This window comes from Pseudomonas trivialis (assembly GCF_036864995.1).
In the GTDB taxonomy this organism is placed as follows: Bacteria; Pseudomonadota; Gammaproteobacteria; order Pseudomonadales; family Pseudomonadaceae; genus Aquipseudomonas; species Aquipseudomonas trivialis.
On record NZ_CP142151.1, the window covers coordinates 1,283,251 to 1,301,803 of the forward strand.

The following is an 18,553-nucleotide window of genomic DNA, read 5'->3' on the forward strand; positions in this document are numbered from 1 at the left end:
ACGCCGGCCTGCAGGTGGTAATTCAGGTGACTGCACATGAATGACTTACAGATCGACGACATCAAGACCGACGAAAATGCCGCCATGGTGTTGCTGGTCGACGACCAGGCCATGATCGGCGAAGCCGTGCGTCGCGGCCTGGCCCATGAAGAGAACATCGACTTCCACTTCTGCGCCGACCCGCACCAGGCGATTGCCCAGGCGATTCGCATCAAACCGACGGTGATCCTGCAGGACCTAGTGATGCCGGGCCTGGACGGTTTGACTCTGGTGCGCGAATACCGCAACCACCCGGCCACCGCGAACATCCCGATCATCGTGCTTTCCACCAAGGAAGATCCGCTGATCAAGAGCGCCGCGTTTGCTGCCGGGGCCAACGATTACCTGGTCAAACTGCCGGATAACATCGAGCTGGTGGCGCGCATTCGCTATCACTCACGCTCCTACATGACCCTGTTGCAGCGCGATGCCGCCTATCGCGCGCTGCGCGTCAGCCAGCAACAGCTGCTGGACACCAACCTGGTGCTGCAACGCCTGATGAACTCCGACGGCCTCACCGGGCTGTCCAATCGCCGGCACTTCGACGAATACCTGGAACTGGAATGGCGCCGGGCCATGCGCGACCAGACCCAGCTCTCGCTGCTGATGATCGACGTGGACTTCTTCAAGACCTACAACGACAGCTTCGGCCATGTCGAGGGCGACGAGGCCCTGCGCAAGGTCGCCGCCGCCATCCGCGACGCCAGCAGCCGCCCTTCGGACCTGCCGGCGCGTTACGGCGGTGAAGAGTTCGCCCTGGTGCTGCCCAACACCTCGCCGGGCGGCGCACGGCTGGTGGCCGAAAAGCTGCGCATGGCCGTCGCCGCGCTGAAAATCCCGCACATCGCGCCCACTGAAGGTTCGAGCCTGACCATCAGCATCGGCCTGTCGACCCTCACGCCGGTGCAGGGCACCGATTGCCGGCAGTTGATCATGGCGGCGGACAAGGGGTTGTACATGGCCAAGCATAATGGGCGTAATCAGGTGGGGATCGAATGAGCTGAGTGCGCCGCAAATCAAAGTGTGGGAGGGAATTGCTCTAATGCCAGTCGGTTAAGCGCAGATCCCTTGTGGGAGCGGGCAAGCCCGCTCCCACATTTGATCTTCGTCGCTTTGAGCATTGCGGCCGCTTAACGCAACCCTGCCTTTTCGCCAAGCGGGCTGCCGTTTGCGCCTGTTTGCCGTTATACTCGCCGGCTTTCAAAAGTTCGCCAACGAGTGCTGCCCGCCATGGAAATCAACCCGATCCTGAACACCATCAAGGACCTGTCCGAGCGCTCCGAAACTATTCGGGGGTATCTTTGACTACGATCAAAAGCATGAGCGTCTGACCGAAGTCAATCGCGAGCTTGAAGATCCTGCTGTCTGGAACAAACCTGAATACGCCCAGGAACTGGGCCGCGAGCGCTCGGCGCTGGCGCAGATCGTCGACACCCTCGACGAGCTGAACACCGGCCTGGGCGATTGCCGTGACCTGCTGGACATGGCCGTCGAAGAAGACGATGAAGGCGCAGTGGGCGATGTCGTCGCCGAGCTGGCCCGTCTCGAGGAAAACCTCGCCAAGCTTGAATTCCGTCGCATGTTCAGCCATGAAATGGACCCGAACAACGCCTACCTGGACATTCAGGCCGGTTCCGGCGGCACCGAGGCCCAGGACTGGGCCAACATCCTGTTGCGCATGTACCTGCGCTGGGCCGACAAGCGCGGTTTCGACGCGACCATCATGGAGTTGTCCGCCGGTGAAGTCGCCGGTATCAAGGGCGCCACCGTGCACATCAAGGGTGAATACGCCTTTGGCTGGTTGCGTACCGAGATCGGCGTGCACCGTCTGGTGCGCAAGAGCCCGTTCGACTCCGGCAACCGCCGTCATACCTCGTTCTCGGCGGTGTTCGTCTCGCCGGAGATCGATGACAAGGTGGAAATCGAGATCAACCCGGCTGACCTGCGCATCGACACCTACCGCTCCTCCGGTGCCGGTGGTCAGCACGTAAACACCACCGACTCGGCCGTACGGATCACCCACGTACCGACCAACACCGTGGTCAGCTGCCAGAACGAGCGTTCCCAGCATGCCAACAAGGACACCGCCATGAAAATGCTGCGGGCCAGGTTGTACGAGCAGGAAATGCAGAAGCGCAACGCCGCGTCCCAGGCGCTGGAAGACACCAAGTCGGATATCGGCTGGGGTCATCAGATCCGTTCCTATGTGCTCGATGCGTCGCGGATCAAGGATCTGCGCACCAACATCGAACGCAGCGATTGCGACAAGGTGCTCGACGGCGATATCGACGAATACCTGGAAGCCAGCCTGAAGTCCGGCCTGTAACACCCTCTGTGGGAGCGGGCTTGCCCGCGATCCCCCGCCGAAGGCTGGGGGCAACGAACCTGATGGAATATTTAAAGACATGAGCGACCAACAACTCGACCCGCAAGCCCTGCAACAGGAAGAAAACTCCCTGATCGCCCTGCGCAAGGAAAAGCTTGCTGCCGAGCGCGCCAAGGGCAATGCCTTCCCCAACGACTTCCGCCGCGACAACTACTGCGATGCCCTGCAGAAACAGTACGTGGACAAGACCAAGGAAGAGCTGGCAGAGGCTGCGATTCCGGTCAAGGTGGCAGGTCGCATCATGCTCAACCGTGGCTCGTTCATGGTGATCCAGGACATGACCGGGCGTATCCAGGTCTACGTCAACCGCAAGACCCTGCCTGAAGAAACCCTGGCCTCGGTGAAAACCTGGGACATGGGCGACATCATTGCCGCCGAAGGCACCCTGGCCCGTTCCGGCAAGGGCGACCTGTACGTCGAAATGACCAGCGTGCGCCTGCTGACCAAATCCCTGCGCCCGCTGCCGGACAAGCACCACGGCCTCACCGACACCGAGCAGCGTTATCGCCAGCGATACGTCGACCTGATCGTCAACGAAGATGTGCGCCAGACCTTCCGCGTGCGCTCGCAGGTGATCGCCCACATCCGCAGTTTCCTTGCCAAGCGTGACTTCCTCGAAGTGGAAACGCCGATGCTGCAGACCATCCCCGGGGGGCCGCAGCCAAGCCGTTCGAGACTCACCACAACGCCCTCGACCTGCCGATGTTCCTGCGTATTGCACCGGAGCTATACCTCAAGCGCCTGGTGGTGGGGGGCTTTGAAAAGGTCTTCGAGATCAACCGCAACTTCCGTAACGAAGGCGTCTCGACCCGTCACAACCCTGAATTCACCATGTTGGAGTTCTACCAGGCGTACGCCGACTACGAAGACAACATGGACCTCACCGAGGAGCTGTTCCGCGAGCTGGCACAGCTGGTGCTGGGCAGCACCGACGTGCCGTACGGCGACAAGCTGTTCCACTTCGGCGAACCGTTCGTGCGCCTTTCGGTGTTCGACTCGATCCTCAAGTACAACCCCGAGCTGACCGCTGACGACCTCAACGACATCGACAAGGCCCGCGCCATCGCCAAGAAAGCCGGCGCCAAAGTGCTGGGTTTCGAAGGCCTGGGCAAGCTGCAGGTGATGATTTTCGAAGAGCTGGTGGAGCACAAGCTGGAGCAGCCGCACTTCATTACCCAGTACCCGTTCGAAGTGTCGCCGCTGGCCCGTCGCAACGACGACAACCCGAACGTCACCGACCGTTTCGAGCTGTTCATCGGCGGCCGCGAAATCGCCAACGCCTATTCCGAGCTCAACGACGCAGAAGACCAGGCCGAGCGGTTCATGGCCCAGGTGGCCGACAAGGACGCCGGTGACGACGAAGCCATGCACTACGACGCCGACTTCGTGCGTGCCCTGGAATACGGCATGCCGCCCACCGCCGGTGAAGGTATCGGCATCGACCGTCTGGTGATGCTGTTGACCAACTCGCCGTCGATTCGCGATGTGATTCTGTTCCCGCACATGCGGCCGCAAGCCTGATCGAAGTGAAATCCTGAGCCGCCTTTTATAAGGCGGCTTTTTTATGTGGCGTTTATAAGCGTCAAGCAAACAGCGCCAGGTTTTAATCAAATCCAAGGATGTGTGTGGTGAACCGCGTAATGGCTCAAGAAGGCGCCGCCGGCATTGCTGCTGCCGTGGCTGAAAGTGTCCAGTACCAGGGCCGCAAGGCCAGTCGTCGAGGCAGCGAACAGCGCCGGCAGGAGATTCTCGATGCGGCCATGCGCATCGTGGTGCGTGACGGCGTACGTGCCGTGCGCCATCGCGCCGTGGCGGCGGAGGTCGGTGTGCCGCTGTCAGCCACCACCTACTATTTCAAGGACATCGATGACTTGCTCACCGATACCTTCGCCCAATACGTCGAACGCAGCGCCGCGTTCATGGGCAAGCTGTGGGTGCGCAACGAAGGCCTGCTGCGCGAGATGGTCGCTTACGGCGACGGCAGCCCGGCATCGCGTTCGCAGTTGGCCGATGACATTGCGCGGCTGACGGCGGACTATGTGCAGCGCCAATTGAGCAATCGGCGCGATTACCTGATGGCCGAGCAGGCGTTTCGTCAGGAAGCGCTGCTGAATCCGCGACTGGCCGAACTGGTGCGCTCCCACCAGCAGATCCTGTTGCAGGGCACCGGGCAGTTTTTCCAGGTATTGGGCTCGCGCGAGCCGCAGCAGGATGCCAAAGTGTTGACGGCGATTATCAGTCGGATGGAATATCAGGGCCTGTTGGGCGGCGCAGAGCCGCTGGCCGGTGACGAGATGCTTGAGATCCTCAAGCGTTACATGCATTTGGTGTTGGCCTCGGTGTAGCCATGCCTGTGTGCGATCCGCTTTATGTGGGCGCTGGCTTGCCTGTGATGCAGACTCCCGGGTCATTCAGGCCCACCGCGGTGATGCTATCGCAGGCGAGCCAACTCCCACCCTTCATGGAGTACGCAATGAAAGCCTGGCGTGTCGCGGTCATCGTCCTGTCGTTCCTGCTGCTCAGCGGTTGCCTGGTGACCTTCAAAAACCCGCTGCCCACACGCGAGGCGGCGCCCAGCGAGTTGCTGGGCAAATGGGTCAGCAGGAACGCCTGGGGCGAGCCGCTGAACCTGCAGATTACCCGCGCCGGTGAACAGCGTTACAAAGCCGTGAGCTATCCTTCGACCAAGCCGGGACAGCGTGATGAATACCTGTTCAGCGTGTCGCGCCATGGCGGGCGCTGGTACCTGTCGGCGCCGCTGCCGGCCAAACTGGGCGGGCATTTCATCCTGGCGGGTTTCGAATTCGACGAAAAGCACGAATTGGTGGTCTACAACCTCGACCTTGAGCAGATTCATCAAGCGATGGAACAGAAGACGCTGCAAGGCACTGCCGTGCAAACCGTCGAAGGCGACGGCGTGCTGATCGACAGTCCCGTGGAACAGGTCTTCGCCTACCTGGATGACCCGGCCAACGCCGATGTATTCGTGCAAGCCGCGCGCTACCGGCGCGCGGGCAAATAACGTTTAAAGAGGAAGCACCGGGTGGACGATTACCAGCAGACGATACGCACCTTGTCCGATCGCATTGTGCTGGCGCAAACACCGATTCGCGTGCTCGATGCCGTGAAGTGGGACGAGAACATTCGCCAGGGATTCCTCAAGGCCAAGGGCAGGGAGATGCCCGCCGTTGACCGCGACTATTACCTGAACCGGCCATTGGCGTTCGATTCCAGCGCGGTCAAGCTGGAGTTCCAGAACATTGAGCGCGACATCACCCGTCGCCTCGGCCAGTTCAGCCCGGTGGGGCAGATCATGCGCCGCATGTGCCGCGAATACCGCATGGTGGTGCGCATGCTGGAAGCGCGCGGCACCGAGGACTTCGGCCTGATCTCTCAGGAGCTCTACGGCGCCGCCTCCGATGCCTTTCACGCTGGCGACCCGACCCTGGCCGACCTGGGCCTGATGCTCTCCGACTACCTGAACAACATCGACGGCCGCGGTGACCTCAAGGACGAAGCCAAGACCCTCACCGCCAAGGACGCCGTGGCGCTGCTGCAAACCCGCTTGAACAAAGTGTTTGGCGAGGCCGAAGAGACCATTCGCGTCTTCGAATCCGATGGCATCGTCGCCGACGCCGCAGCCGGCGCCGACTACATCAAGATCCGCGCCGACGCGATGTTCAACGACCGCGACGTGCGCGCCCTGGAAGTGCATGAAGGCCTGGTGCACGTCGGCACCACCCTCAACGGCCAGAACCAGCCGATCTGCACCTTCCTGTCCAAGGGGCCGCCGTCGTCCACCGTGACTCAGGAGGGCTTGGCGATTTTGATGGAGATCATCACGTTCGCCTCCTACCCCAGTCGCCTGCGCAAGCTGACCAACCGCACCCGTGCCATTCATATGGTGGAGGAGGGCGCGGACTTTCTGCAGGTGTTCGAGTTCTTCCGCGAGCAAGGTTTCGAGATTGCCGAAAGCTATGGCAACGCCAGCCGGGTGTTCCGTGGCTCGGTGCCCAACGGGCTGCCGTTCACCAAGGACCTGTCCTACCTCAAGGGCTTCATCATGGTCTACAACTACATCCAGCTTGCCGTGCGCAAAGGCAAGCTGGAGCAGGTACCGCTGCTGTTCTGCGGCAAGACCACCCTGGAAGACATGCGCACACTGCGCCAACTGGTCGACGAAGGCCTGGTGGTGCCACCCAAGTACCTGCCCGAGCAGTTTCGGGACATGAACGCGCTGGCGGCGTGGATGTGTTTTTCCAACTTCCTCAACCACCTGAGCCTGGACCGGATCGAAGCGGATTACTCCAATATCCTGTGACCGAACCCTGGAGCAAACGTTAATTTCAGCCAAATCAAGAGGTTTCAACGGATGAGAATCCTCGGCATCCTGTGCCTGCTGCTCACATTGAGCGGCTGTAGTTCCCTGCTGTTCTACCCCGAACCCGGCCTGCCATTCACGCCGGAAAAAGCCCATTTGCAGTACCGCGATGTCACCCTTACCACCGCCGACGGCGTGAAGCTGCACGCCTGGTGGCTGCCGGTCAAGGCGGGTGTGCCGCTCAAAGGCACGGTGCTGCACCTGCATGGCAACGGCGGCAACCTGGCCTGGCACCTGGGCGGCAGTTGGTGGCTGCCGGAGCAGGGTTATCAGGTGCTGCTACTGGATTATCGCGGCTACGGGCTGTCGCAGGGCAAGCCCTCGTTGCCGGCGGTCTATCAGGATGTGGATGCCGCCTTCAACTGGCTCGACCGGGCCCCCGAAGCCCAGGGACAGCCGCTGATCGTCCTCGGTCAGAGCCTTGGTGGTGCGCTCGCGGTGCACTATCTGGCAGAGCATCCACAGCGCCAGTCCCAACTCAAGGCGCTGGTGCTGGATGGCGTGCCTGCCAGTTATCGTGACGTAGGGCAATTCGCCCTGAGCACGTCCTGGTTGACCTGGCCGCTCCAGGTGCCACTGTCGTGGCTGGTGCCGGATGCTGACAGTGCGATCACGGCCATGCCCCGTCTTGCCGGCGTGCCCAAGCTGTTGTTTCACAGCCTGGACGACCCGATTGTGCCGGTCGCCAATGGCATCCGCCTGTATCAAGCCGCGCCGCCGCCCAGGGTGTTGCAACTGACCCGTGGCGGCCACGTGCAGACCTTTGCCGACAAGACCTGGCAAACCGTAATGCTGCGTTATCTGGATGACCCGCAGCACTTCAATGGCCTGCGCCGCCTGGGGGAAATTCCGAACTACCCCGCTCCTCAGGTCGATTCGTCAGAGACCCCTCAATGAGCGAAGAGCGCAACCTTATCCCGCTGATCCTCACCGGCATCGGCACCATCATCGGTACGGTCGGCTGCCTGTGGTATTACGGCTACCTGCACTTCGCCAAGCCCGAAGATGCGTTGTTGCTCAGCGACTTTACCCTGCTCAAGACCGTGCCGGGCGAGGACTACAAAGTGTCACTGACCCCGGCTGCCCAGGTGGCGCAGTGTGTCGAGGGGGTGCTGGTGATGTTTGATACCGAACACAAAGGCTTGAGTGGCGTGCTGGTTAACAACAAAAAGCAGGCTGTTCGCTGCATGGGCCAGGAAACCCCCACAGTGCGCGAGTAGCGTGTCCCTCACCTGAATCGCCCGATTCCAGAAATATCTGGAACGGTATTGCGTAAGACGCCACTGAGTGACATGTCAGTGTTGCTGGCAGACAACTTACGTATATCGATTCCGGGAGCGTGAACATGATTGGTGGAATGGACGGAATTGGCGCAATCGCCAAGATGATGGAACTGGCCCAGGGCGCAGAAAAGCTGGGCCAGGGTGGTGCGCAAGGCGGCCAGGCGAAACAGGATCCGATGAAAATGCTCATGGAGATTCTGTCCAAGGCCATGGGCGGCGCGCAGGGCGGTGGCGCTGGAGGCGGTGAAGGCGGTCAGATGGACCAGGAGGCGCTTGATAAAATGATGGCCGGTCGCCAAGGCATGGAGGCGATGATGCCGGAGAGTGACAACGGTCGTAAGGTCGAAGTCTGATCGATAAAAAAACCCACCGAAAGGTGGGTTTTTTTACAGCGTCAATCGATCAGTTAGCCATGGAAGAACGTGGCTTGACCGGCTGGTTGTCGTTGGAGATGGTCACTTCAACGCGACGGTTCATGGCGCGGCCCGATGCGCTGCCGTTATCGGCAACCGGGTATTCCTTGCCATAACCCTGGGTCACGATGCGCGAGATGTCCACGCCTTGCTGAGCCAGTGCACGCTGTACGGAAGCCGCGCGGCGCTCGGACAGGCTCTGGTTATACGAATCGGAACCGGTGCTGTCGGTGTAGCCTTCGACAATCACTTTACGATCCGGGTTATCGCGCAGGAACTGCGCCAGCTTGGTGATGTTGACCAGGCCAGTGGATTTCAGATCGGACTTGTTGGTGGCGAACAGCACGTCACCGAAGGTCACCAGGGTGCCACGGTCGGTTTGCTTGGCGTTCAAGCTGTCCTGCAGCTGCTTGATCTGCGCATCACGCGCGTCAAGCAGGGCGCGGGCACGGTCGTCGCCGGCATTTTTCAGCTTGGCTTCGGATTCACGCAGGGAAATGGTGTCTTTGGCCACTTCAACGCGCTGGTTGGTCAGGTACGCCAGTTGGTCGACTTTCTTCTCGTCTTCCTTGTCGCGGTAGGCCTTGTCAGCCTTGTCCAGCCATTCGCTGGCGTCTTTGGTTTCAAGTGCGGCCAGCTTGGTCGCTTGCGGGTTGGTTTGCAGGGCCGTGAAGTTGGTCCGTGCGTTTTCCAGGTTCGCGTTCGGCGGGGTGGAGCAGGCCGCCAGAGCAACGCTCATCGCCAGCAGGGCAGGGATCATCATTTGTTTACGCATAATCGTGTCGTCCTTTCAATTCGATATCAGGTGCGATGCAGTCATCAGTAGCAATGGCTTACTTCTGCTGGATAACGGCCGGGCGCATGCCTTCGCGGCGCAGATCGTCAACCGCCTTCTGGGAATCCTTCACAGCCTGTTCAGCTTTGGCAGCCTGAGCCTTACGCTCGGCGACGCGGGCATCCCACTCGGCTTGTTCAGCCAACTGACGCGCCTTGTCGTAGTTCTTGTCGTGCATGGCAATTTCAGCTTCTTTGAGCTTGTCCTGAGCTGCCTTCATTTCAACGGCCGCAAATTCGGTGCCGCCAGCGCTGACAGCGCTGTTCACCGCGGACTGGGTCACCGCGTACTGTTCGGTCGGAGGATTGCCGGCGCAGCCCGCCAGAACGAAGCTGGTGCCGATTGCCAGCGCGGCCAACTTCAGCCCGCGCAGATGGTTAAACGAGGATTTGGCAGTGCTGGTCTTCATCGTCTTCAACTCCATTGGATAACTCCTGAAAAATATCAAAATCCGGTTCACTGGTTCAGCGGTAGGGGCCGACGGTGAAAAATCGACGTGCCCTTTAAAACGACCGTTCCATGTGATGGCTTACTGGTTGTGACCGGAGGCTTTTTTCAAAAGTTCAGCGGAGATGGCGATTTGCCTAAAAAAATATCTGACTGAATGGTCAGCGTTTGAAACTTGGAACTTTGACGGCGCGCAGCGGTACTCCAAGCCTGCTTGAGGCCCGGAATACAGGGGGTTATTCGCGTTCAGGAGTGCTTCGATTGATCGCCGTCGGCGGATAAATCATGCAGAAAGCGGCGCGACAATTCGAGAAAGCGTGGCGTGGGGCCGACGTCTTCGTATAGCGGATCGCCTTCCTCATCGGTGGCCACCACGTGTTGGCCCTTGACGTAGGGAAAGCTCGCTTCCAGCTCTTCAAGGGCTGCGCCGATCAATTCGCCGAGCAATTCCTCGGTTTGGCGCTTGGGGTACATTTCAGCGATGGCCGAGAGCCTTGCCGCAGCCTCTACGTCCAGATGAATGGCGTACTCGGTCTTGGTCAATCGACCCGTGGCGGTTTCTTCCCAATGCTGGGCCAGATCTCGAATTTTCATGGCAACCTCAATAAAGCCTGTGTCTGCAGGCGGTGATGGGCGTCCAGCCGGCGGCTTGAATGAACCGTCGACTCATGGCTTGAGACTCGCGGCGAGCGCCAAGGTTTAAAGTGTCTTGTCAGAAACCGGCGCGAGCGGCACTCTGGAAAACCTGCGCGTCCCGCAAATTCTGGCTGGAGAGTGGCTGATGAGTGATATCGATGCACGCTTGCGTGAGGATGTTCACCTGCTGGGTGAATTGTTGGGCAATACCATTCGAGAGCAGTACGGCGATGCCTTTCTCGACAAGATCGAGCAGATCCGCAAAGGCGCCAAGGCTGACCGGCGTGGCGCCGGCGATGAGCTGAGCAGCCGCCTGAACCAGTTGCAGGAAGACGAGCTGCTGCCCGTGGCCCGTGCCTTCAACCAGTTCCTCAACCTGGCCAATATCGCCGAGCAGTACCAGTTGATTCACCGACGCGACGAGTCGCAACCCGCGCCGTTCGAGTCCCGCGTGTTGCCTGAGCTGCTGGCGCGCCTGCAGGCCGAAGGCCACAGCGATGAATCCCTGGCCCGCCAACTCGGGCGCCTGGACATTGAGCTGGTCCTCACCGCTCACCCCACCGAAGTGGCCCGGCGTACCCTGATCCAGAAATACGATGCGATTGCCGCGCAACTGGCGCTGCAGGATCACCGCGACCTCACCACTGCCGAGCACAAGCAGATCCGCGAGCGCCTGCAACGCCTGATTGCCGAGGCCTGGCACACCGAAGAAATCCGCCGCACCCGGCCCACGCCAGTGGACGAAGCCAAATGGGGCTTTGCGGTGATCGAGCATTCGCTGTGGCATGCCATTCCCAATTATCTGCGCAAGGCTGATCAAGCCCTGCATGCCGCCACCGGCCTGCACCTGCCCCTGGAGGCGGCGCCGATTCGTTTTGCCTCGTGGATGGGCGGCGACCGCGATGGCAACCCCAACGTGACGGCACCGGTCACCCGCGAGGTCCTGCTGCTGGCGCGCTGGATGGCTGCTGATCTGTACCTGCGCGATGTCGATCAATTGGCGGCCGAGCTGTCGATGCAAAAGGCCAGCGCCGCATTGCAGGCCAAGGTCGGCGACAGCGTGGAGCCCTATCGCGCCGTGCTCAAGCAACTGCGCGAGCGCCTGCGCGCCACACGCCAGTGGGCACATTCCGCGCTGAGCAGCAGCACCCCGGCGCCGGCGGAGGTGTTGCAGGACAACCGTGACCTGCTGGAGCCGCTGCACCTGTGCTACCAGTCGCTGCATGAGTGCGGCATGGGCGTGATCGCTGACGGTCCGCTGCTCGATTGCCTGCGCCGCGCGGTGACCTTCGGGCTGTTCCTGGTGCGGCTGGATGTACGCCAGGATTCCACCCGCCACTGCGCGGCCATGAGCGAGATCACCGATTACCTTGGCCTGGGTCGCTATGAAGAGTGGGACGAAGACGCGCGCATCCGCTTTCTGATGCAGGAGCTGGCCAACCGTCGACCGCTGCTGCCGGCCTATTTCAAGCCTTCGGCCGATACCGCCGAAGTGCTTAACACCTGTAAGGAAGTTGCCGCCGCACCTGAGGCGTCGCTGGGCTCATATGTCATCTCCATGGCGGGCGCGGCGTCGGATGTACTGGCTGTGCAATTGCTGCTTAAAGAGTCGGGCGTGCAACGGCCGATGCGCGTGGTGCCGCTGTTCGAAACCCTGGCCGACCTGGATAACGCAGGGCCTGTGATCGAGCAACTGCTGCTCTTGCCGGGCTATCGCGCGCGCCTGCATGGCCCGCAGGAAGTGATGATCGGCTATTCGGATTCGGCCAAGGACGCCGGCACCACCGCCGCCGCGTGGGCGCAATACCGGGCGCAGGAGCGTCTGGTGGATATCTGCCGCGAGCAACAGGTGGAACTGCTGTTGTTCCACGGCCGCGGCGGCACCGTGGGGCGTGGCGGTGGCCCGGCTCACGCGGCGATCCTGTCGCAGCCACCCGGCTCGGTGGCGGGGCGTTTCCGTACCACCGAACAGGGCGAGATGATCCGTTTCAAGTTCGGCCTGCCGGATATCGCCGAGCAGAACCTCAACCTGTATCTGGCCGCCGTGCTGGAGGCGACGCTGTTGCCGCCGCCGCCGCCCGAACCGGCCTGGCGCCATCTGATGGACGAATTGGCGGCCGACGGCGTCAGCGCCTACCGCGCGGTGGTGCGGGAAAATCCGCAGTTCGTCGAGTACTTCCGCCAGTCTACCCCGGAGCAGGAACTCGGCCGCTTGCCCCTCGGCAGCCGCCCGACCAAGCGCCGTGCCGGCGGCATCGAGAGTTTGCGTGCGATTCCGTGGATTTTCGGCTGGACCCAGACGCGCCTGATGCTGCCCGCCTGGCTGGGCTGGGAAGCGGCGTTGAGCAAGGCGTTGGCGCGCGGTGAGGGCGATCTGCTGGGGCAGATGCGCGAGCAATGGCCGTTCTTCCGCACCCGCATCGATATGCTGGAGATGGTGCTGGCCAAGGCCGACGCCGATATTGCCCGCTTGTACGACGAGCGCCTGGTGCAGCCGGACCTGTTGCCCCTGGGCGAGCATTTACGCGACCTATTGTCGCAGGCGTGCGAGGTGGTATTGGGCCTGACGGGGCAGTCGCAACTGTTGGCCCACAGCCCGGACACTCTTGAGTTCATCCGCCTGCGCAATACCTACCTAGACCCCTTGCACCTGTTGCAGGCCGAACTGCTGGCCCGTTCCCGCGCGCAGGAAGCGGCGCAGGACAGCCCTCTGGAACAGGCGCTGCTGGTGTCCGTGGCTGGTATTGCCGCCGGTTTGCGCAACACCGGCTAAGGTTTTTTGCGTGTTCTCAACGGCTTGCAGTTGAACAAGCGCGACCGCCCAAAACAGGGCGGTCGTTGTTCAGGCACTCGCGTTGCACTCAGGCACACCCAGCCTGCGGAGCACGCGCAGCGTGATTGACTGCGACTTTCGGCGGCTTGTGTGGTTAAGGTCCGCTGTGTATCTTGATCAGCCTTTGGCCGTTTGATCGGCCTCGAACCCTATTTTTACGAGATTGGCCCCACGTGGCGAATCCGAGCGTCATCTCTATAAAAAATTGAGGAGCACATCGATGCGCGTCATTCTGCTGGGAGCTCCCGGGGCCGGTAAAGGTACTCAGGCAAAGTTCATCACTGAAAAATTCGGCATTCCACAAATCTCCACCGGCGACATGCTGCGCGCGGCCGTCAAGGCCGGCACCGAACTGGGCCTGATCGCCAAGAGCGTGATGGACAGCGGCGGGCTGGTCTCCGATGACCTGATCATCAACCTGGTCAAGGAACGCATCAGCCAGGACGATTGCAAGAACGGTTTCCTGTTCGACGGTTTCCCTCGCACCATTCCCCAGGCTGAAGCCCTGGTGAAAGCCGGCGTCGAGCTGGATGCCGTGGTTGAAATCGCGGTTGAAGATGAAGAAATCGTCCAGCGTATCGCCGGTCGTCGCGTTCACGAAGGCTCGGGCCGCGTTTACCACATCGTCTACAACCCGCCAAAAGTGGCAGGCAAGGACGATATCACCGGTGAAGACCTGGTGCAGCGCAAGGACGACACGGAAGAAACCGTGCGTCATCGCCTGTCGGTCTACCATTCCCAGACCAAGCCGCTGGTGGACTTCTATCAGAAACTGTCCGCTGCACACGGCAAGCCGAAATACAGCCATATTCCTGGCGTCGGCTCCGTGGAAGCGATTACCGCCAAGGTGCTTCAGGCACTGAGCTGATCGCTCCTCGATTGTTGACAACGGCCCGCTTGCGGGCCGTTGTTGTTTATACTGGCGCACTTTTTTCCGACCTGGACACCCACACCGATGAGCACCCTGCTGGCCCTGGACACCGCTACCGAAGCTTGCTCCGTTGCCTTGCTGCACGATGGCAAGGTAACCAGCCACTACGAGGTGATCCCGCGCCTGCACGCGCAAAAGCTGCTGCCGATGATCAAGCAACTGCTTGAAGATGCCGGCATCGCCTTGTCTGCCGTCGATGCCATCGCCTTCGGCCGCGGCCCCGGCGCGTTTACCGGCGTACGTATCGCCATCGGCGTGGTACAGGGCCTGGCGTTTGCGCTGGAGCGCCCGGTGTTGCCGGTGTCCAACCTCGCCGTGCTGGCCCAGCGTGCCCTGCGAGAGCACGGTGCAACGCAGGTAGCGGCAGCGATTGATGCGCGCATGGACGAAGTGTATTGGGGCTGCTACCGCGAGACGGCGGGTGAAATGCGCCTGGTGGGTGTGGAAGCCGTGCAGCCGCCCGAGTCCTCGCGGTTGCCTGACGATGCCAGCGGTGAATGGTTTGGTGCCGGCACCGGTTGGGGGTATGGGGAGCGCATCAATGTGCCGCTTGTTGGCCAGGACGCCACCCTGTTGCCCCATGCCGAAGACCTGCTGACCCTGGCACGCTTCGCGTTCGAGCGTGGCGAGGCGATCCCGGCTGATCAGGCCGCCCCGGTTTATTTGCGCGATAAAGTTGCTCAGACCAAGGCCGAGCGGGGTCTCTGATCAAACGATCAGGCCCCTGTGGCGAGCGGGCTTGCCCCGCGTTGGGCTGCGCAGCAGCCCTAAAACCCGGCTCCGCGCAGTGCAGGTACACTGCATTTTATTTAATTGGGCGCTTCGCACCCCAACGCAGGGCAAGCCTGCTCGCCACAGGGCACAGTTGAAGAGGGCGTGGACGCCCAATTCTGCGCCAATCGTCAGAATCTGACCCTGCTTTGAAACATTTTTCAAAATATGTGTTCTAGTTATCACCAGAGCATTTGCGCGCCACGGAAAGCGCCAGTAAAGTGCCATCATTGATTGATAGCGAGCTCGCATCCATGCGTATAGACGGCTTTTCCTCACAGTCCTACCCCATCAAGCGCAAGCCGCGTAAGGCGAACGTTCGGGTGGACGATGCCGTCGAGGATTCGCCCGACTTCATCGAAGTCCACGCCGAAGCACCCGCCCATGCCCAAAGTGGCGCAGGTGCACGTATCAGCGGCCTGCCGGCCCGTCAGCAAGACATGGTCTTCCCCCGCTCCATGAGCAAAAGCGTCGCCACCGCCCTGGCCAGCTACCTGACCACCGCCGGTTTTGTCGAATGGGACATGGAAGTGCTGGGTCTCGACGTCCACATCTGATGCGTCTGCCTTACTACATCGGTTGCCCGTCCTGGAGTGAAAACGCCTGGCGCGAGTACCTGTATCCGGTCGATGCGCGCTCCAGCGATTACCTGGCGCTGTATTCAAAGGTCTTCAATGCCGTTGAAGGCAACACCACCTTTTATGCTCGACCCTCGGCCGCCACGGTGCAGCGCTGGGCCGAGATCATGCCGGATGATTTTCGCTTCACTGCCAAGTTTCCCGGTGACATCAGCCACAGCGGCGACCTGCGCGAACAGTTGCCGGCGGCGGAAAGTTTCGTCGGCTTGATGAGCCCGCTCGGCGAGCGTGTATCGCCGTTGTGGCTGCAATTACCCGCAACGTTTTCACCGCAACGCCTGGGCGAACTGGCCGGGTTTATCGACGGATTGGAACGCCCGATGGCGGTCGAGGTGCGTCATCAGGAATTTTTCGCCAAGGGCGACGCCGAGCGCAGGCTCAACCGCCTGTTGCGTGACCGTGGCGTGGAGCGCATCTGCCTCGATCCGCGCGCGCTGTTCAGTTGCACCGACACAACGCCTGCGGTGCTGCATGCCCAATCGAAAAAGCCCAAGGTGCCAACGCGACCGGCAGCGCTGACGCAATGGCCCCAGGTGCGCTTTATCGGTCATCCAGAGCTGGAGGCCAATGATCCGTTCCTGACGCCCTGGGTGGAAAAAGTCGCCGGCTGGATTGAAGAAGGCCGCACTCCGTACGTGTTCCTGCACACTTCCGACAACCGTCTCGCGGCGCAGCTGGCGTTGCGGTTTCACGCCAGACTGATGGTGCGTCTGCCGGGCCTGCCGGCGTTGCCGACCTTGCATCGTGAGCCCGCAGCGGAGCAACTGGGGTTACTCTAGGGCTCCCTTTCCCGCCAGGAGTCAGTCATGGATGCCCAAACCCTTCGCGCCGAAACCTTCCAGGCCCTGCACACCCGTGATCGCGCGTTCGTGATGCCCAACCCGTGGGACGCGGGTTCCGCCATCATGCTTGCCCATCTCGGCTTCGAAGCCCTGGCCACCACCAGTGCCGGCTATGCCTTCAGCCTGGGGCGCCCGGATGCCGAAGGAGCGTTGTCCCTGGAGGACACACTGGTCAACGCCGGCATGATTGCCAAGGCCACGGCGTTGCCGGTGGCGGCCGATCTGGAAAACGGCTTCAGCGACACCCCTGAAGGCTGCGCCCGGACCATCCTGCGTGCCGCCGCTGCGGGTATTGTCGGCGGCTCCATCGAAGATGCCACGGGCATTGCCGCCGACCCGATCTACGCCTTTGAGCTGTCGGTCGAGCGTGTGGAGGCCGCTGTGGTTGCGGCACGCAGCCTGCCGTTCCCGTTCATGCTGACCGCCCGCGCGGAGAACTTCCTGCACGGTCGCCTGGATTTGCCTGACACCCTGCGTCGGCTGCAAGCCTACGCCGAGGCCGGTGCCGACGTGCTCTACGCACCGGGCCTGCGCAGTGCCGAAGAGGTGCTGGCGGTGGTCAAAGCCGTCGCACCCAAGCCTGTGAATGTATTGATGTCCGGTGGCCTCAAACTCAGCGTGGCGCAGTTGAGCGACATGGGCGTCAAGCGCATCAGCGTGGGGTCGGCCATGGCCCTGGCGGCGTATGGCGAGTTTTATCGGGCGGCGCAGGAGGTGTATGGGTTGGGCACTTTTACCTTTACCGAACGCTCGATGTCCTACAGCCAGGCCAGCCAATTCTTCAAGGAATAAGCGGTGCGCGGCCTGAATGTCACCGGCATGCTGCTGTTGCTCGCGGGCGCCCTCGCCCTGGGTGCCTGGCGCGGCTGGCTGCCCTTGCCGAATCAATGGAACCCCTGGGCGCCGCTGGATGTGCGCGACACGCCCAACCTGTTGACGCGTTTCAAGCTGGGGCGCCTACAGGATGACCTCGCCCTGTGCGGCCAGGTGCTGCAAACCTCGGGCTTGCGCGTCAGCCATCAGGCGGATTCGCCGGCCGATGCTGCGTGCCCGTTGCGCAATGTATTGCGCGTGCAGGGCGCGCAGGTGACCTTGAGCAGCAGCTTTCTCGCCAGTTGCCCACTGGCGGTGGCATTTGCCCTGTTCGAGCGACACAGCCTGCAGCCGGCGGCCCAGGCCGTGTTTGGCCAGGCGGTGACGCGTGTCGATCACCTGGGCAGCTTCGCCTGCCGTAATGTCTATAACCGCGCCGACGGGCGACTCAGCCAGCATGCGTCGGCCAATGCAGTGGATATCGCAGGCTTTCGCCTGGCGGACGGGCGCCGCATCAGTGTGCTCAAGGATTGGCCGGGGGAGGGCGACAGTGCGCGATTCCTGCGCCAGGTGCGTGACAGCGCCTGTAATGATTTCAACGTGGTGTTGAGCCCGGACTACAACGCGGCGCACCGCAATCATTTCCACCTTGATATGGGGCGGTGGTGGGTGTGTCGTTAGGCGGCCAGGCGCAGGTTGTGCGCCACCAGCGGGCGTGCCCAGTAGGCGTCGAAGTCCAGGGCCTTTTGCTGCGCCACCAGCGCTTCGGTCGGGTACGGCTCGGCAGGCGCAGGCAGCAGGTCCAGTTCGAATTCGGCAATTGGCAGGTGCAGCGGGCGCGGTTGCGGCGCAGGGCCTGGCGCAGGTGGTTGCTGGCCGGCGGTCAGCACCAGAGGGCGTACCCAGCCGCTTTCGAAGTTCTGCTGGCGCTGTTGAGCGACGAGTTCTTCTTCGGGGAATGGCGCCGCAGCCGGTGGCAGCAGGTCGGTTTCGAATTCGGCAATCGGTAAGAACAGCGGTTCAGGCGGAGCGATCGGGGTGTCGGTGACGTTGCATTCGCGCTGGGTGAGAATCTGCGACAGCAGGTCGGCGCCGGCGCTTGGCTCAACCGCCGGGTCCGCCACCGCTGGAGCCTGAGCCGCCTGCGCATCCGCCGTCCCGCCCAACTGTTCGGCCAGCGCGCGGGCGAAGAAGTCCTGCCACACATGACTCACCCCGGCCAGCGCTTGAGTATTGCGCAGGCCGTAGTGGTTGTGGGTCGGCAGTACACCGATGGTTAGGGGGAGAATGTCTGACATTTTTCTC

Annotated in this window: 19 protein-coding genes and 1 pseudogene; 16 read left to right on the top strand and 4 right to left on the bottom strand. The window is 61.7% G+C overall.

Translation table 11 applies throughout. The features are described from left to right. Nucleotides 1–36 precede the first annotated feature (36 nt). The 9 genes and pseudogenes from VRB54_RS05615 to VRB54_RS05655 all read left to right on the top strand — a co-directional run bounded on the left by VRB54_RS05615 (nucleotide 37) and on the right by VRB54_RS05655 (nucleotide 8,442). Complete coding sequence (locus tag VRB54_RS05615; protein WP_057007744.1) at nucleotides 37–1,038, top strand: diguanylate cyclase; 1,002 nt, start codon at nucleotides 37–39, stop codon at nucleotides 1,036–1,038. A 231-nt stretch (nucleotides 1,039–1,269) separates the two neighbouring features. Beyond that, nucleotides 1,270–2,365, top strand: a protein-coding gene (prfB, locus tag VRB54_RS05620) for a peptide chain release factor 2 (protein WP_139136795.1) whose coding sequence is annotated in 2 segments (ribosomal slippage) — nucleotides 1,270–1,341 and nucleotides 1,343–2,365 — 1,095 coding nt in all. Because the reading frame shifts where the segments join, the coding sequence is not laid out codon by codon here. Between the two features lie 79 nt (nucleotides 2,366–2,444). Next, nucleotides 2,445–3,946, top strand: a pseudogene (gene lysS / locus VRB54_RS05625) (lysine--tRNA ligase). Between the two features lie 107 nt (nucleotides 3,947–4,053). Continuing rightward, nucleotides 4,054–4,770, top strand: coding sequence for a TetR/AcrR family transcriptional regulator (locus VRB54_RS05630; RefSeq protein ID WP_338479865.1), 717 nt, complete (start codon nucleotides 4,054–4,056; stop codon nucleotides 4,768–4,770). Between the two features lie 128 nt (nucleotides 4,771–4,898). Beyond that, complete coding sequence (locus tag VRB54_RS05635) at nucleotides 4,899–5,447, top strand: hypothetical protein (RefSeq protein WP_338479866.1); 549 nt, start codon at nucleotides 4,899–4,901, stop codon at nucleotides 5,445–5,447. 21 nt (nucleotides 5,448–5,468) lie between these two features. Then, nucleotides 5,469–6,746: a flavohemoglobin expression-modulating QEGLA motif protein gene (locus tag VRB54_RS05640; RefSeq protein WP_209989431.1), complete on the top strand. Its 1,278-nt coding sequence runs from the start codon at nucleotides 5,469–5,471 to the stop codon at nucleotides 6,744–6,746. A gap of 51 nt (nucleotides 6,747–6,797) precedes the next feature. Further along, nucleotides 6,798–7,703 (top strand): alpha/beta hydrolase, encoded by a 906-nt coding sequence (locus VRB54_RS05645; RefSeq protein WP_338479868.1) that lies wholly within the window; start codon nucleotides 6,798–6,800, stop codon nucleotides 7,701–7,703. Further along, entirely contained in the window at nucleotides 7,700–8,026 is a 327-nt protein-coding gene (locus VRB54_RS05650) for a hypothetical protein (protein WP_338479869.1), read from the top strand. The genes VRB54_RS05645 and VRB54_RS05650 overlap by 4 nt, the downstream gene beginning before the upstream one ends. Before the next feature lie 125 nt (nucleotides 8,027–8,151). Then, nucleotides 8,152–8,442, top strand: a complete 291-nt coding sequence (locus VRB54_RS05655) for a hypothetical protein (protein ID WP_338479870.1) — start codon at nucleotides 8,152–8,154, stop codon at nucleotides 8,440–8,442. Between the two features lie 49 nt (nucleotides 8,443–8,491). On the opposite strand, the gene VRB54_RS05660 is transcribed toward VRB54_RS05655, so the two are convergent. From VRB54_RS05660 to VRB54_RS05670, 3 genes are all read right to left on the bottom strand, one after another. Then, nucleotides 8,492–9,277 carry an OmpA family protein gene (locus VRB54_RS05660; protein ID WP_003231302.1) on the bottom strand — a complete coding sequence of 262 codons (786 nt, stop codon included), beginning with the start codon at nucleotides 9,275–9,277 and terminating at the stop codon, nucleotides 8,492–8,494. Between the two features lie 58 nt (nucleotides 9,278–9,335). Next, entirely contained in the window at nucleotides 9,336–9,761 is a 426-nt protein-coding gene (locus tag VRB54_RS05665; protein ID WP_057007751.1) for a DUF4398 domain-containing protein, read from the bottom strand. Nucleotides 9,762–10,030: 269 nt separating this feature from the next. Further along, nucleotides 10,031–10,378: a pilin assembly protein gene (locus VRB54_RS05670; protein ID WP_338479871.1), complete on the bottom strand. Its 348-nt coding sequence runs from the start codon at nucleotides 10,376–10,378 to the stop codon at nucleotides 10,031–10,033. 187 nt (nucleotides 10,379–10,565) lie between these two features. On the opposite strand from VRB54_RS05670, the gene ppc reads away from it, so the two are divergent. The 7 genes from ppc to VRB54_RS05705 all read left to right on the top strand — a co-directional run bounded on the left by ppc (nucleotide 10,566) and on the right by VRB54_RS05705 (nucleotide 17,929). Then, nucleotides 10,566–13,193, top strand: coding sequence for a phosphoenolpyruvate carboxylase (gene ppc, locus VRB54_RS05675; protein ID WP_338479872.1), 2,628 nt, complete (start codon nucleotides 10,566–10,568; stop codon nucleotides 13,191–13,193). A gap of 280 nt (nucleotides 13,194–13,473) precedes the next feature. Then, on the top strand, nucleotides 13,474–14,121 hold the full coding sequence (gene adk / locus VRB54_RS05680; protein ID WP_003231293.1) for an adenylate kinase: 648 nt from the start codon (nucleotides 13,474–13,476) through the stop codon (nucleotides 14,119–14,121). Between the two features lie 87 nt (nucleotides 14,122–14,208). Beyond that, entirely contained in the window at nucleotides 14,209–14,892 is a 684-nt protein-coding gene (tsaB, locus tag VRB54_RS05685) for a tRNA (adenosine(37)-N6)-threonylcarbamoyltransferase complex dimerization subunit type 1 TsaB (RefSeq protein WP_338479873.1), read from the top strand. Nucleotides 14,893–15,209: 317 nt separating this feature from the next. After that, nucleotides 15,210–15,512, top strand: coding sequence for a hypothetical protein (locus VRB54_RS05690; RefSeq protein ID WP_209989456.1), 303 nt, complete (start codon nucleotides 15,210–15,212; stop codon nucleotides 15,510–15,512). Continuing rightward, on the top strand, nucleotides 15,512–16,372 hold the full coding sequence (locus tag VRB54_RS05695) for a DUF72 domain-containing protein (RefSeq protein ID WP_338479874.1): 861 nt from the start codon (nucleotides 15,512–15,514) through the stop codon (nucleotides 16,370–16,372). Before VRB54_RS05690 ends, VRB54_RS05695 begins: the two co-directional genes overlap by 1 nt. A gap of 27 nt (nucleotides 16,373–16,399) precedes the next feature. Further along, on the top strand, nucleotides 16,400–17,227 hold the full coding sequence (locus VRB54_RS05700; protein ID WP_338479875.1) for an isocitrate lyase/phosphoenolpyruvate mutase family protein: 828 nt from the start codon (nucleotides 16,400–16,402) through the stop codon (nucleotides 17,225–17,227). Between the two features lie 3 nt (nucleotides 17,228–17,230). Continuing rightward, nucleotides 17,231–17,929 (top strand): extensin family protein, encoded by a 699-nt coding sequence (locus VRB54_RS05705; protein ID WP_338479877.1) that lies wholly within the window; start codon nucleotides 17,231–17,233, stop codon nucleotides 17,927–17,929. Here VRB54_RS05705 and VRB54_RS05710 read toward each other — a convergent pair. Beyond that, nucleotides 17,926–18,546, bottom strand: coding sequence for an energy transducer TonB (locus tag VRB54_RS05710; RefSeq protein WP_338479879.1), 621 nt, complete (start codon nucleotides 18,544–18,546; stop codon nucleotides 17,926–17,928). The two genes, VRB54_RS05705 and VRB54_RS05710, sit on opposite strands and share 4 nt — an antisense overlap. Nucleotides 18,547–18,553: the final 7 nt, after the last annotated feature.

Bases quoted from the DNA above. Each gene is read 5' to 3' on its own strand.
- VRB54_RS05615 (WP_057007744.1), top strand. From the start codon at position 37: ATGAATGACTTACAGATCGACGACATCAAGACCGACGAAAATGCCGCC.
- VRB54_RS05635 (WP_338479866.1), top strand. From the start codon at position 4,899: ATGAAAGCCTGGCGTGTCGCGGTCATCGTCCTGTCGTTCCTGCTGCTC.
- VRB54_RS05645 (WP_338479868.1), top strand. From the start codon at position 6,798: ATGAGAATCCTCGGCATCCTGTGCCTGCTGCTCACATTGAGCGGCTGT.
- VRB54_RS05650 (WP_338479869.1), top strand. From the start codon at position 7,700: ATGAGCGAAGAGCGCAACCTTATCCCGCTGATCCTCACCGGCATCGGC.
- VRB54_RS05655 (WP_338479870.1), top strand. From the start codon at position 8,152: ATGATTGGTGGAATGGACGGAATTGGCGCAATCGCCAAGATGATGGAA.
- VRB54_RS05660 (WP_003231302.1), bottom strand. From the start codon at position 9,277: ATGCGTAAACAAATGATGATCCCTGCCCTGCTGGCGATGAGCGTTGCT.
- VRB54_RS05665 (WP_057007751.1), bottom strand. From the start codon at position 9,761: ATGGAGTTGAAGACGATGAAGACCAGCACTGCCAAATCCTCGTTTAAC.
- VRB54_RS05670 (WP_338479871.1), bottom strand. From the start codon at position 10,378: ATGAAAATTCGAGATCTGGCCCAGCATTGGGAAGAAACCGCCACGGGT.
- ppc (WP_338479872.1), top strand. From the start codon at position 10,566: ATGAGTGATATCGATGCACGCTTGCGTGAGGATGTTCACCTGCTGGGT.
- adk (WP_003231293.1), top strand. From the start codon at position 13,474: ATGCGCGTCATTCTGCTGGGAGCTCCCGGGGCCGGTAAAGGTACTCAG.
- tsaB (WP_338479873.1), top strand. From the start codon at position 14,209: ATGAGCACCCTGCTGGCCCTGGACACCGCTACCGAAGCTTGCTCCGTT.
- VRB54_RS05690 (WP_209989456.1), top strand. From the start codon at position 15,210: ATGCGTATAGACGGCTTTTCCTCACAGTCCTACCCCATCAAGCGCAAG.
- VRB54_RS05695 (WP_338479874.1), top strand. From the start codon at position 15,512: ATGCGTCTGCCTTACTACATCGGTTGCCCGTCCTGGAGTGAAAACGCC.
- VRB54_RS05700 (WP_338479875.1), top strand. From the start codon at position 16,400: ATGGATGCCCAAACCCTTCGCGCCGAAACCTTCCAGGCCCTGCACACC.
- VRB54_RS05710 (WP_338479879.1), bottom strand. From the start codon at position 18,546: ATGTCAGACATTCTCCCCCTAACCATCGGTGTACTGCCGACCCACAAC.